Source organism: Flagellimonas ochracea, from assembly GCF_009903685.1.
Lineage (GTDB): Bacteria > Bacteroidota > Bacteroidia > Flavobacteriales > Flavobacteriaceae > Flagellimonas > Flagellimonas ochracea.
The window spans coordinates 121,281-133,796 of the sequence record NZ_JAAABI010000005.1 but is presented as its reverse complement, the minus strand read 5'-3'; the positions used below and the strand labels follow the sequence as shown (position 1 = coordinate 133,796).

The window sequence follows — 12,516 nt, the reverse complement described above, 5'->3', positions numbered from 1 at the left end:
TTCCCGGGGCATTGCCCCAGAGATAGGTACAATTTTGATTAATTTTAAGCATGCTACTGAACGTATCCTATAATGACAAGAAAATTACCCAAAAAATTGACGAAGCGGTGGGCAAACCTTTTTCGATAAAAGAACGTCTTGCCCTGGGGGGAATAGGGTCACCAAAATTGTTTATTACAGAGACGAGCATTGAAATCCAAAATTTGCTGATTTTGGACAATAATCTGAACTCCTGCAATATTGAAATGCGGCCCAAGGGCATCATTGTAAGATTCCGTTCGTTGTTGGAAACCTATGCCTTGGTTATACCGTATTACAAACTGAGTGTGTACAAAGGTGATTTGGCCATCCATTCCATCTACAGAGACCATTATTTCATCAAAGTTAGGTCGGACACCAAAGCCATACAGAAGTACTTCAAAAAGCTGATGGATTACAAAGCCGATAATGCGCCAACCTCAATAGAAGATCTATGAGTCTATTAAAGAGCCATCCCAAAATAGAGGTCAAACCCACCACTTTGGACAAAAGCTTGACCCGGGCAGGGTGGGCAATCGTAGCTTTTAATGCAGTTTTGGTACTCCTTTTTTACTTTGACCTGCCCGAGACCATTCCCACCCATTTCAATTGGGAAGGTCAAGTAGATGGCTATGGGCATAAACTCAGCTTGTGGATCATACCTTTTATCAGTGCCCTAATGTATATGGGGTTGGGGTTTTTGATTTCCAAAATGAGGCCCCACCAAATGAATTATCCAGTCAAGGTTACGGAAAAAAATGCGCCAAAACTATATGCCACGATGCTCCGGATGGTAACCGTAATGAATCTTTGTTTTGTAATTGCTTTTTTGATCACCACGGCCGTCATCCTCCTTAAGGTAAAAAACTTGGTCGATACCGTGGACGTGCAACTATTGATTGGCTTATGGGTAGTGAATGGGCTGGTGCCTTTCTACTTTATTTATAAAATGTTCACCCTTTCCGATAGATGAAAATACTACTCACCGGTGCCAACGGTTACATTGGTATGCGACTGCTGCCCAAATTGCTGGAAATGGGACATGATGTGATTTGCGCTGTCCGAGATGAAAAACGCCTCTCGGTCGATGCCAAATTACGCTCAAAAATTGAGGTGATTGAAGTGGACTTTTTAGAGGAAGTTCAGGAAGAAAAAATTCCGCAGGACATTGATGCCGCCTATTATCTCATCCACTCCATGACCTCTTCCATTTCCGATTTTGATGAAAAAGAGGCCATTGCTGCCCACAATTTCAACACCTATCTGGCCAAGACCGATGTGCAACAGGTGATCTATCTCAGTGGAATCGTCAACAACGAAGAACTTTCCAAACATCTGAGTTCCCGAAAAAATGTAGAGGACATTCTCTATCAAGGTTCCTTTAATTTGACTGTGCTCCGTGCGGGCATCATTGTAGGTTCCGGAAGTTCCTCTTTTGAAATCATTCGTGATCTATGCGAGAAACTACCTGTGATGATCACCCCAAAATGGGTGCTGACAAAAACCCAACCCATTGCCATACGGGATGTGATCCAATTTTTGACCGGGGTTTTGGGACATACTGATACCTATAACCAATCGTTCGACATTGGAGGCCCGGATGTGCTCACCTACAAAGACATGCTAAAAGGCTACGCCAAGGTACGTGGCTTCAAAAACTGGATATGGACCGTTCCCGTGATGACCCCCAAACTCTCCTCCTACTGGCTCTATTTTGTCACCTCCACCTCCTATAAACTGGCCATTAACTTGGTGGACAGTATGAAGATGGAAGTCGTGGCCAAGGACAATAGATTACAGCAGCTATTGGGCATTGAAACCCACACTTATGAACAGGCGATTGATATGGCCTTTAAAAAAATCGAACAAAATTTGGTGGTCAGTAGTTGGAAAGATAGCATCGCCAGCGGGCAAATAAGCGAAGACCTCGAAAAATACATCCAAGTGCCCAAATATGGTGTGCTTAAAGATGAACAAATGATATCCATTGAAGATGAACAGGCTGTTTTGGACAAAATTTGGCGCATTGGTGGAGAAACCGGTTGGTACTACGGCAGTTGGCTCTGGAAAATACGGGGATTTTTGGACAAACTGAACGGCGGTCCCGGGCTGCGTCGCGGACGTACGCATCCAGATAAAATCTATCCCGGGGACGCGCTCGATTTTTGGCGTGTGCTCTTGGCGGACAAAAAAGGAAAACGCCTCTTGCTCTTTGCAGAGATGCGAACTCCGGGCGAGGCGTGGCTCGAATTTAGAATTGATGAAAACAAGAAGCTGCATCAAACCGCAACATTCCGACCTAGAGGACTCTGGGGCAGACTGTACTGGTACAGTGTGCTGCCCTTCCACTACTTTATTTTTGGCGGCATGATTCGAAACATAGCAAAAAGTTGATTTCTAGTCATTTCGACATGAGGCGTACAATGATGATTGGGAAATCTCTCTTGAAGTTTTAGATTTCTTACACTCGCTCCGCTCAGTTCGAAATGACAAAATATTTAAACAGGCTTTTTTTTGGAATAATTCGTGTTACAAATCCCAATGAAATTCGTCCTAATACCATGCAACCCTTTTAGGGTTGCCCTGTCTTTAAAACAAATGCATCAAAAAACGAATATGAGCAAGACCCCATTTCTATTATTTTGTTTTTCATTCCTTTTCACAACATCCCTTATTGGTCAAACCATCAGCTCCCAACTGATAGATGCCAAGACCCAAAAAGGGATTCCCTACGCCACCGTGCAATATGGGGAATACCAAGGGGTGATCACCAATGAGGAGGGCCGTTTTAGTTTTGTAGTGGATGACACCACCACCCTACTCGATTCCATCTATGTTTCGTCCATGGGGTATGCGAAAAAAGGATTTGCATTGGAGCAGTTGCAGGACAGTGTGCTTGCCTTACAACCCAAGGCCATTGAGCTCAGCGGGGTGTACCTATTTGACAAGGAACTCACCGTGGAGGAAATCTTGGAAAAAATGAAAGAGCGTTTGCCCCAGAACCTGAACAACGAGCCCGTAAAACAGCGCTTCTTCCTACGGAAGTCCGAATTGGGCAACATCCAGAAAGTGGATTTTGGGTTTGAGAAATCCAGCATCAAGGAACTCAACAAGGCATTGATGGACAGTTTGGCGGCCTCTATCCCCAGAAATGCCCATCACTATACCGAAACCTTGGGTGACCTCTATCTGAACGATGGCAAATACAAACTGGACATTATAAAAGCCGCTGATCTGTATGACAAAAAAGAAATCGCCTCCATGGAGGATCTCGGGGCCAAGATGGAGGATATTTTTACCAAGAACATCAAACCGGATTCCTATTTGAAGATAAAATCTGGGATTTTTAGCCAAAAGGTGCAGGTAGATTCCATTTTGGCCGATATGGAAGAAGAGCAGGCCGAAGCGGTGCAGGATGAGCTGGAAAAGGACAGCATCAATGGGTTGTTGGACGGACAGCGTTATGTGTTCCGGGAGTTGTTGAAAGAGCTGTATTATAAAGAAGACACCAAACTGGATGTGATTGACAAGACGCGCCGGTACGATTTTAAACTCGTGGGCTATGCTGACATTGCCGATAAAGGGGTCTATGTGATTGATTTTTGGCCCGACCGCAGCAGTGCGGATTTTAAGGGGCGGCTCTATATCAACATTGAAGATTTTGCCGTGATGCGTATGGATTTTGAAAACGTACAGCGCCTGCGCAACTTTAAGCTGTTGGGCATTACCTACCGCGAAGTGCTGTACAAGGGCACCATGCGTTTTGCCCAACTCCCCAACAAAAGGTACGAGCTCCAATTTATGGACCTCAGCTTTGGACAGTATTTTGCCGTGGACCGACCCCTAAAAGTGGTGGAAAAGAACAAAAACGTAAAAGGCCGCCGCAAACAGAACGAACTGCTGCTCAACATTGATTTTAGAATGGGAAACACCAACAAATGGGAACTGGTGGTATTTAGCAACAGCCTGATCGGCGCACCCGAATACGAGGAATTTACCGAGGACAAGACCGTGGAGGCCACCTATATGCCTACCTATAACCCCGAGTTTTGGCAAGGTTATACCATTATGGAACCCAACCAGGCCATAAGGGAGTTTACGGTGGAGGAGGCCAAGTAGGGATTGCTATCTTTTTATTTGTTGACCCATTCGCTTAAGTAGCGCATAAGGATATCGATGTCATTTTTTTCAGAGTCATTGGTATACCGTTCCCATAAATCTTTGTCATCTCCCATATAGTGCATAAGATCCTTGTCAGTGATAAGGTAAACCTCTTCGGTTTCCTTATACAATATGTAGGGCACGCGAATCAAAGCCCTTTTGCCAGCACTCAAACCGGCGAAAATACCTCCAAACATATTGGGTAAAGCAGAAGTTTCTATCCCATAACGTTCAAAATTGGAGGGTAGGCCTGCCCTAAAAAGAAAACATTCGTCATTTTCCGCCTCAACCTTGCTATACCAAAATTGAATCTCATACTTGTAGCCATTCAAATACAAATCGGTGCCGTCAGCATAGGCATGCAGTTCTTTGCGCAAGTATTTCTTTTTTACCGACTTTTCCAGAGGATTCAGCTGGTAGTCGTTACCAGCGCTCATCCAAATTTTTCCTTCGGAACGTTTTTCAATCTCCAGATTATAATCAGCGGAGGGGCTTCGCTCCAAAACTTCCTGAAAACTGGCATAACCACCTTTGGGATAAGATTCGGTTTGGGCAGAAAGTTTGTTGCATATGAGAATAAGAACAAGCAGGGGGAAAACATTTTTCATAGGTTGATTTAATTAATTCTGTACCCAAAATACTACGAATTCACAGTACTACCGCATAAATTTTATAGAGAAATTGCACCCGTGAAAGATCTTTAACGGGCCGAACACTTTTTCGAATGGTTCAACGATACCTACGGTTCAACAGAAGAACTGGCTAAAGTTTTAGACTTTGGCATAGAAATGCTATTTTATTTAGAAGAAGATTCCTTTGACCGGAAAGAGGTACGCGAGGTGGTAGCGGCGCTACGCGGGGTAGTATGGGTTTTGAGGAGGTAATCCCGTATTTTAGACCTAATATTCACCGGTTTAAAAGTCCTCTTTTATTTGCTTGGTAGTTATTATTTTGGATGTCAAAATGTCAATCTCTTTCGGACTAAATCTTTGTTTTATGTTCCTTAATTCAGTCATCATTTGGTGAATTTCATTATCATCCTTTACAAAAATGTACTTTATGTCTTTTGGTTTGAAACCTAATCGATAATCTAATAGTTTGGCATTTTCCTCTTGCAGAACCTCTGGTTTCGAATAATGGGATTTGTCAAGGTAATTCCCTACATCTGAATCGAATTCAATCTTTGGAACATAACGCCATTCTCTTTCATTATAAAACCGGACATTCTTGTAAATCTTATCTCCTCTTTTAAAATTACCCTTGTACGGTTTTAGGAAGTTAGAAAGATTCATAAATTCATCAGATATTCCCTTTGTTACCTCACCGCAATATTTATCTAATGCTTGGTAAACACTTTCAGCTAATTTGCTAATAGATTCTGATACGTTTGAGTTAGGGTTAATATAAATAATCGGGTTCAACTTGTTCCTGATTCCCCATTCTTTTGTCATTCCAATACCGTATTCCCCATAAGTTTTAATATGATTGCTAATTTGGCTTAATGATATATCGCAAAAACAAACCATAGGTATAGCTGATTCAAATTTTTCTCTCTTCAGCTGGTCACTAAGTTGTATTTCCTCGAAACAATACCTCGGCACGAAAGTTTGTCTCAGAATGTTGAGAAGATATTCCCTTTTTGGGGTAAAATGAAACAGACTATTTGAACTAATATTGCTCATTAGGTAATTCTAGCAAACTGCGCATAACGCTATGTTTCTACTATTACTTTACAAATCGGGAAGCATTCTGAAAAAGACAAATTTTATTTTTTTAGACTATCGCCCCCTTGGTCTCCTCCTTTTTCAATAGTTGATCTTTGAGAAGGATCAGTTTGAGGAATCTGTCTACCGCGGTTTCCAGAGTTATTGCTTCCATTAGAATTTCCCGAACTACTACTGTCGTTTTCTTCAGCCATTACAATTGTTTATAATTAAAAGTTGTATCAAAATGATTAGGGTCAGACAAACGGCGCTTACGTATATAAAAGTAAGTCCAAATTTCAAATTGTTGTTTTGTTTATTCAGTGTCCCCTGATTGTCCACAAACGAGTCTCTATTTGCTCCAATCTCAAAATCGAAAATGTCCCTTACATCATCTTTGTTGATTAGATTATCAAATTGGCTGAAATTCATTCCATGAAATACCTTCTTTGGAAATAATGATTTGACTAGGAAATAAAGTCCTATCAAATTCAACATTATTGGTACAGCAAATATTGAAATCCACCCAATGTTCTTGTCAAAATTATCAAGCAAATTAAAGGCCAATGGGATAAAAAGAGAAGATATTGAAACAAAGATTCCAGCTTTATTGTTATTTGCATCAATTGAATTTAGTTGATCACTTAACAATTCTCTTGATTTCTGAGCTAATATCTCTGAATTTCTATTTTCCATTTTTAAAACAGTTTATAAAAAAAGACCTTATATGATTACCCACCGTAGATATCGGAATCAATATCAATTGAAATTTCGGTAATAATAATCTCTTTAGAGTTTTTAAAGTCAAACTTTCCATTTGCCGAAAAGGGTTTGCTATAATTTTCATTGAAGCTGTGTTCTCCTTTACTAGCACCCATTACCAAATTTGCTGAAAAACTGCCACTATTTACAACAAAAGTCCTTTCAGGAATATTTACATAAATATCCTGATAATCCACAGACGCATCCCAATGATTACAGCCATAATTTCCTGGTGTAGTATCATTTAATACGTCATTCCAAACGTCCAAATCAATCATTATTTTATTAGCTAATTGCTCTCTAATTTCATCCAGTATCATTGCGCTTCTATTGTTAAAAGTATTCCCAAAAGTATTGAGTAGGGCAAGTAATAAACGTCTCCAATGAATACCAAAGCCACGAACAATGTTTAGTAACATAAACCAAAGGTTTGGAATTGGATAGTTTACCTGATCAGGCCACTATGAAGATACCACATTTTTTGGTAATTTATCTTACGTAAGTTGAAAGGTGTTGGATATAAGGTTAAGGTAAAGTCTTAACCATATACCTTCAGCCTTTCTACCTTTAGCTTTTACCCTTACACCAAAGATCAGTACCTTCGGGTATACCAAACCCATAAACCCATTTTCCAATTCCTAAAAAATAACAAGTTACTCTCCGTTTCCACCGGGCTTTTGGTGCTGTTTTCGGCTGTGGTGTTCCTATTTACGCAGTGGAGCTACCAGTCCATAGAATCCCTATCGCTTTGGGTGCGGAACTATTTTGGGTATTTCTACCTGTATTTGGGGTTGGGCTGTGTGTTGTTACTATTGGGTATTGCTATTTCACCCTGGGGTACCTGTAAACTGGGCAATCCCGAGGAAAAACCGGAACATTCCACCTGGGCCTGGGCCAGTATGCTTTACAGTACGGGCATGGGGGCTGGTATTTTGCTCCGAGCGGTTCAAGAACCGGTGTTTATGCAACAAAATCCGCCGTTTCCCTCCAACAGCGCACCGGAGATTTTGGCCCTAGAGTTTACCTTTTACCAATGGGGGTTTACGGCATGGGCTTTTTATGGCATCTTTGCCCTAGTCATTGGGCATGCGCTCTTTATCAAAAAACAAAAAGTGTTGGTCAGCAGTGCGGTGCCCCAAAAGTTTAAGGGACGTAAACGTGCCAATGCCATCGATATTTTGGCCATCCTTACCACCGTTTTTGGGCTTATAGCTGCCGTGGGGTTGGGAACAGCACAAATCACAGGAGGTCTCAACCATGCGTTCAATTCCAATTTCGGGGTAGTAATCACCCTATTGCTTGCCGTGTTGATTTCCACCATCGCCTTTATCTCGGTCTGGATGGGGGTGGACAAGGGCATCAAGCAAATTTCCAAGTTTAACATTGCCGTCACGCTGCTCTTGTTGGCCTTTGTGTTTGTCAACAGCAATATGGGTCAGATTTTGCTTTCCTTTGGAAAAGCTTCACTGCAATATCTTATCGATTTTATCCCCATGAGCCTAGCGGTGGGGAAATACAACCCCGGCATCGCCTTTCTTACGGATTGGACGTTCTACTATTGGGCCTTTTGGTTGGCCTGGGCACCATTTACGGGCATCTTTATCGCTCGTATTTCCCGGGGAAGAACCCTGCGGCAAATGCTTTTAGGTGTACTGATCCTGCCATCGTTGGGTACCTTCTTTTGGTTTTCGATCTTTGGCACCTCCGCTTTTGAAATCATAGCAACCTGGGGCAGCTACAACGGCGAATTTGCAGATGTGTTTTCCTCCATCTTCGTGTTCCTGAGTGCGTACCCTCTATCCGGGTTACTCAATGGGGTCACTATCCTTCTTTTGGTCAGTTTTTTGGTCACCTCGGTGGATTCTGCGGTTTTTGTGCTGAGCATGTTCACGGACAAGGGCAACCCCAACCCAGATAGAAAGCATCGGCTTATCTGGTCGGTGCTGATACTTTTCACCACCCTGGCTCTAATTCTTTTGGGATACGCCAAATCCGATATTGACGTCCTGGTGGCCGTACAAAAATTGTTGATTGTCACCTCCCTCCCTTTCGCGTTCTTTATGGTGTTTATGGTTGCGGTTTTTTTGACAGGATTTGGAAAAGGTAAAGGGTAATGGGGTCATTCTGAAAGGAGATGCGAAGCGACGATTGAGGAAATCTAAACTGCCACAAAAAGATTTCTCACAGCCCCTTCGTTGTACTTAGGACTGGGTTCGAAATGACAGACCACATCCAATAAACAAGCATAGGATTCGTGACAATTGGAATAATTTGTGTAAAAAACTCTAAAAAGGGAAGCGACCCCTTCGCTCAGAATGATATAACCATGTAATCTTAGGCCCTTGGCAAGAAAACTTCCGCCATCATGCAACGGGCACTACCGCCTCCACAAGTTTCAATGGTGTCCAAAGGACTGTGGATGATTTCACAATGCTTTCGAATGGCTTCTATTTGATCTTGCCTTAAACTATTGTAAGCGGCTGAGCTCATCACCATATAGCGTTTGTCATCCTTACCAATAACCTGAAGCATATTCCCGGCAAAGTGGTACATCTGCGCTTCGGTAATCTCAATGATTTCACGTCCGTCCTTTTTGATATGGTCCACCACATTTTTTCGCTCTTTTTTGTCGTCTATGGTATCCAAGCAAATCACCACAAAGGTTTCTGCCATGGCCATCATAACATTGGTATGATAAATGGGCAATCGCTGCCCATCCACCGATTGATTGGCATGAAAGATTACGGGAAAGCAATCAAAGTCCTCACAGAATTCAATGAATAGATCTTCATGGGCACGCTGCGATAACGCACAATACGCTTTTTGATTCACACGATCTTTTAGGATACTTCCAGTGCCTTCTAAAAACACCCCTTCCTCCTCGGCCGAGGTATAGTCTATAATATTATTGATTATAAAGCCTTCCTCTTCCAATAGGTCAAAAAGGTCTTCTCTTCGCTCCTTGCGTCGGTTCTCGGCAAACATCGGATACACACAGACCGTTCCGTTTTGGTGGAAGGATACCCAGTTGTTGGGAAAAATGGAGTCTGGGGTATCCCGCTCTTTGGTGTCATCCACCGCTACAACGTTTACGCCATGTTCCCGAAGTACTGAAACAAACTGGTCAAACTCTTGTTGCGCCTTCTGATTGATTTCGGTGTTCTTGATTTGGATGTCTTCCTGAAAATAATTGTTGACCGCTGTTTGCTCGTTCATCCGAAAATTTACCGGACGAATCATTAAAATGGTGTTGGTAATTTGCTTGTTCAATTGTAATTAGAGTTTAGAATTACCTGTGGCAGCAGGTCGGTATGTATAAAAGTTTTATTCTCGTATCAAAGGCATAGTGCTGCATCGTAACAATCCTTCTTGTTTTGCTATTTCGGCATAGGGAATCTCCTCCACGGTAAAACCTTGTTCTCGAAGCCATTGGTTCAATCGGGTGAAGTTTTTTTCGGAAACCACCACTTCTGGAGATATGGAAAATACATTGCTGAACATTTGGTACATCTCGTCTTTGGTAATCTCAAACACGTTTTCCTTCCCAAAATAATCAACCAGCCATTGGTATTCCTCTTCCACTAAAAACCCATTTTTGTGCAAAATGGCCTTGTTTTTTCCCACGGGTTGAAAACAACAGTCCAAATGTAGAGCATTTTCTTTGGGGTCGGTGTTGGATTTTCGCAGTTCAAAAGCTTTCACCTGCTTTTCAGGAAACAATTTCTTTAGATACTCAACGGCCTCTTTGTTTGTTCGGGCAGTGATATAGTCCGGGTAATCTTCCTCGGTATAGGTTCCAACAAAAATATGTTCATTCCATGGCATTACATCGCCTCCTTCTATGTGCACTTCTTCAGGTGGCCTGATGATTTTGTTTGGATCAATTTTTTCCAAAACTTCATGGATGGCCTCAAATTCACGTTCCCTATCCGGCAAAATATTGGCATGAAAGAGTTTATCCTCGATTACAAAAGCAATGTCCCTAGTAAAAATTTGGTTGCAATCTTCCAATACTTCAGGGCGGTAGACTTTAACCCCATATTTTTCAAAAACGCCCTGAAAAGCTTCCATCTCCTTGACCATATCCTCTTCTTTGGGATAGGTTCCCGCCAGTATGTGTTCCAAGGATTTTGGGTCGTATGCATCCTCGGGTTTTGGAACAGGGCCACAGCTTTTGGCCGTCCCCAAAATAACTGCCTTTAAAGGACTGGTCTCATCAACTATATTCAAGTGCATCATATCCTATTTGTTTTCGGACCTTTTGGTTTCATGAAAAGGTCTGGAAAGTGTTGGGAACAGGTCCCAAAAAAGTTGAAACAAATCTAATGTTTTACCCTCTAATTACCATTCAGAAAAATGAAAAAGCTTTCCTTGTTTTCTTGGAATTGCAGTTCTGATTACGGTAGGTGATTTTCCATTGATGCTACTGGCAAATTGGGACAATAAATCCATGGTTTTAAAAAGAAAAGAGCGGCAGAGCCACTCTTTTTTAATTCTATTTCCGCTTATCCAATGGAACAAACGGCCTATGGTTTTCCCCAATGTACACTTGTCGTGGTCTTCCTATGGGTTCTTTTCGCAATCGCATTTCGCGCCATTGGGCTATCCACCCTGGCAACCTACCTAGAGCAAACATAACCGTGAACATCTCCGTTGGAATCCCCAAGGCCCTATAAATAATGCCAGAATAGAAATCCACATTGGGGTACAATTTTCTTTTCACGAAATATGCATCTTCCAAGGCTTCTTTTTCCAAACCTTTGGCTATGTCTAAAATAGGGTCCTCAATGCCTAAACTACCCAACACCTCGTCTGCGGATTTTTTGATTATTCTGGCCCGTGGGTCAAAATTCTTGTAGACACGGTGTCCAAATCCCATCAACCTGAAGGGGTCATTTTTATCCTTGGCCTTGGCCATATATTTTTTTGTATCCCCGCCATCTTCCTCAATGGCCTTAAGCATTTCGAGCACAGCTTGATTAGCACCTCCGTGCAAGGGCCCCCAAAGTGCGGAAATTCCTGCGGAAAGGGAGGCAAACAGTCCGGCATGTGATGATCCCACAATTCGCACTGTGGACGTTGAACAGTTCTGCTCATGGTCGGCGTGCAAAATCAACAACTTGTCCAAGGCATCAATAACAATCGGATTTTTCTTATATTCTTGATTGGGCTTTTTGAACATCATTTTGTGAATGTTCTCCACGTAACCCAACGTATCATCACCATAATCCAAAGGCAGACCTTTCTTTTTACGTTGTGTCCAGGCTACCAACACGGGGAATTTAGCCAAAATGCGCACAATGGAATTGTACATGGCCGATTCGGATGATACATCCACAGAAATAGGATTGAAAGCAACTAGCGCACTTGTCAGCGAGGAAAGTACTCCCATCGGATGGGCCGCTTTTGGAAAGGCATCCAAAATCTTCTTCATTTCCTCATCTACATGCGATTCTTCTTTAATGTCATTATGGAACTTCTCAAGTTGTTGCTCATTGGGCAGCTCTCCGAAAATAAGCAGGTAGGCCACTTCCAAGAAATCTGCCTTTTCGGCCAACTCCTCAATGGAATATCCACGATACCTCAAAACTCCCTTTTCGCCATCCAAAAAGGTAATTGCGCTTTCGCACGAACCTGTATTTTTATAGCCCGGATCTATGGTCACCATGCCGGTGCTAGCCCTTAGCGTTTTTATATCTACGGCCAATTCATCTTCAGTACCTTTGATTACCGGGAATTCATATCGATTCCCTCCATATTCGAGTATAGCTTTATCCGACATTTTATGATTTAAAAGATTAACAAAATAGGACATGAAAATTACGAAAAAGCGCAACCATTAACAATTTCTAACGCTTATTTATGAAAGCCT

13 protein-coding genes are annotated in these 12,516 nt (G+C 42.2%); 5 read left to right on the top strand and 8 right to left on the bottom strand.

The window, feature by feature from the left end:
• The first annotated feature begins 50 nt into the window (after nucleotides 1-50).
• From GTQ34_RS13710 to GTQ34_RS13695, 4 genes are all read left to right on the top strand, one after another.
• Nucleotides 51-476 carry a hypothetical protein gene (locus GTQ34_RS13710; RefSeq protein ID WP_166524378.1) on the top strand — a complete coding sequence of 142 codons (426 nt, stop codon included), beginning with the start codon at nucleotides 51-53 and terminating at the stop codon, nucleotides 474-476.
• Nucleotides 473-991 (top strand): DUF1648 domain-containing protein, encoded by a 519-nt coding sequence (locus GTQ34_RS13705; protein WP_166524377.1) that lies wholly within the window; start codon nucleotides 473-475, stop codon nucleotides 989-991. Before GTQ34_RS13710 ends, GTQ34_RS13705 begins: the two co-directional genes overlap by 4 nt.
• On the top strand, nucleotides 988-2,412 hold the full coding sequence (locus GTQ34_RS13700; RefSeq protein ID WP_166524376.1) for an SDR family oxidoreductase: 1,425 nt from the start codon (nucleotides 988-990) through the stop codon (nucleotides 2,410-2,412). Before GTQ34_RS13705 ends, GTQ34_RS13700 begins: the two co-directional genes overlap by 4 nt.
• Before the next feature lie 222 nt (nucleotides 2,413-2,634).
• Entirely contained in the window at nucleotides 2,635-4,137 is a 1,503-nt protein-coding gene (locus tag GTQ34_RS13695; RefSeq protein WP_166524375.1) for a carboxypeptidase-like regulatory domain-containing protein, read from the top strand.
• A gap of 14 nt (nucleotides 4,138-4,151) precedes the next feature.
• Here GTQ34_RS13695 and GTQ34_RS13690 read toward each other — a convergent pair whose 3' ends face one another.
• The 5 genes from GTQ34_RS13690 to GTQ34_RS13670 form a co-directional block, all read right to left on the bottom strand.
• Entirely contained in the window at nucleotides 4,152-4,787 is a 636-nt protein-coding gene (locus GTQ34_RS13690) for a DUF6563 family protein (RefSeq protein WP_166524374.1), read from the bottom strand.
• A gap of 306 nt (nucleotides 4,788-5,093) precedes the next feature.
• The gene (locus GTQ34_RS13685) at nucleotides 5,094-5,861 is read right to left on the bottom strand and encodes an abortive infection system antitoxin AbiGi family protein (protein ID WP_166524373.1); all 768 of its coding nucleotides are present in this window, start codon (nucleotides 5,859-5,861) and stop codon (nucleotides 5,094-5,096) included.
• Between the two features lie 83 nt (nucleotides 5,862-5,944).
• Nucleotides 5,945-6,097 carry a hypothetical protein gene (locus GTQ34_RS13680; protein WP_166524372.1) on the bottom strand — a complete coding sequence of 51 codons (153 nt, stop codon included), beginning with the start codon at nucleotides 6,095-6,097 and terminating at the stop codon, nucleotides 5,945-5,947.
• On the bottom strand, nucleotides 6,090-6,578 hold the full coding sequence (locus GTQ34_RS13675) for a hypothetical protein (protein ID WP_166524371.1): 489 nt from the start codon (nucleotides 6,576-6,578) through the stop codon (nucleotides 6,090-6,092). The genes GTQ34_RS13680 and GTQ34_RS13675 overlap by 8 nt, the downstream gene beginning before the upstream one ends.
• Before the next feature lie 35 nt (nucleotides 6,579-6,613).
• A complete protein-coding gene (locus tag GTQ34_RS13670) occupies nucleotides 6,614-7,063 on the bottom strand; it encodes a hypothetical protein (protein ID WP_166524370.1) in 450 nt (149 codons plus the stop codon).
• A 207-nt stretch (nucleotides 7,064-7,270) separates the two neighbouring features.
• On the opposite strand from GTQ34_RS13670, the gene GTQ34_RS13665 reads away from it, so the two are divergent.
• A complete protein-coding gene (locus tag GTQ34_RS13665) occupies nucleotides 7,271-8,758 on the top strand; it encodes a BCCT family transporter (protein ID WP_166524427.1) in 1,488 nt (495 codons plus the stop codon).
• A 220-nt stretch (nucleotides 8,759-8,978) separates the two neighbouring features.
• Here the strand turns inward: GTQ34_RS13665 and ctlX are convergent, their stop codons facing one another.
• The 3 genes from ctlX to GTQ34_RS13650 all read right to left on the bottom strand — a co-directional run bounded on the left by ctlX (nucleotide 8,979) and on the right by GTQ34_RS13650 (nucleotide 12,426).
• Nucleotides 8,979-9,884: a citrulline utilization hydrolase CtlX gene (gene ctlX, locus GTQ34_RS13660; protein WP_166524426.1), complete on the bottom strand. Its 906-nt coding sequence runs from the start codon at nucleotides 9,882-9,884 to the stop codon at nucleotides 8,979-8,981.
• Nucleotides 9,885-9,968: 84 nt separating this feature from the next.
• A complete protein-coding gene (locus tag GTQ34_RS13655; protein ID WP_166524369.1) occupies nucleotides 9,969-10,883 on the bottom strand; it encodes a dimethylarginine dimethylaminohydrolase family protein in 915 nt (304 codons plus the stop codon).
• 256 nt (nucleotides 10,884-11,139) lie between these two features.
• Entirely contained in the window at nucleotides 11,140-12,426 is a 1,287-nt protein-coding gene (locus GTQ34_RS13650; RefSeq protein ID WP_166524368.1) for a citrate synthase, read from the bottom strand.
• Nucleotides 12,427-12,516 lie beyond the last annotated feature (90 nt).

What these genes read in the sequence shown, in the direction of transcription:
- GTQ34_RS13695 (WP_166524375.1), top strand. Translation starts at nt 2,635, where the DNA reads ATGAGCAAGACCCCATTTCTATTATTTTGTTTTTCATTCCTTTTCACA.
- GTQ34_RS13710 (WP_166524378.1), top strand. Translation starts at nt 51, where the DNA reads ATGCTACTGAACGTATCCTATAATGACAAGAAAATTACCCAAAAAATT.
- GTQ34_RS13670 (WP_166524370.1), bottom strand. Translation starts at nt 7,063, where the DNA reads ATGTTACTAAACATTGTTCGTGGCTTTGGTATTCATTGGAGACGTTTA.
- ctlX (WP_166524426.1), bottom strand. Translation starts at nt 9,884, where the DNA reads ATGATTCGTCCGGTAAATTTTCGGATGAACGAGCAAACAGCGGTCAAC.
- GTQ34_RS13705 (WP_166524377.1), top strand. Translation starts at nt 473, where the DNA reads ATGAGTCTATTAAAGAGCCATCCCAAAATAGAGGTCAAACCCACCACT.
- GTQ34_RS13655 (WP_166524369.1), bottom strand. Translation starts at nt 10,883, where the DNA reads ATGATGCACTTGAATATAGTTGATGAGACCAGTCCTTTAAAGGCAGTT.
- GTQ34_RS13680 (WP_166524372.1), bottom strand. Translation starts at nt 6,097, where the DNA reads ATGGCTGAAGAAAACGACAGTAGTAGTTCGGGAAATTCTAATGGAAGC.
- GTQ34_RS13650 (WP_166524368.1), bottom strand. Translation starts at nt 12,426, where the DNA reads ATGTCGGATAAAGCTATACTCGAATATGGAGGGAATCGATATGAATTC.
- GTQ34_RS13700 (WP_166524376.1), top strand. Translation starts at nt 988, where the DNA reads ATGAAAATACTACTCACCGGTGCCAACGGTTACATTGGTATGCGACTG.
- GTQ34_RS13675 (WP_166524371.1), bottom strand. Translation starts at nt 6,578, where the DNA reads ATGGAAAATAGAAATTCAGAGATATTAGCTCAGAAATCAAGAGAATTG.
- GTQ34_RS13685 (WP_166524373.1), bottom strand. Translation starts at nt 5,861, where the DNA reads ATGAGCAATATTAGTTCAAATAGTCTGTTTCATTTTACCCCAAAAAGG.
- GTQ34_RS13690 (WP_166524374.1), bottom strand. Translation starts at nt 4,787, where the DNA reads ATGAAAAATGTTTTCCCCCTGCTTGTTCTTATTCTCATATGCAACAAA.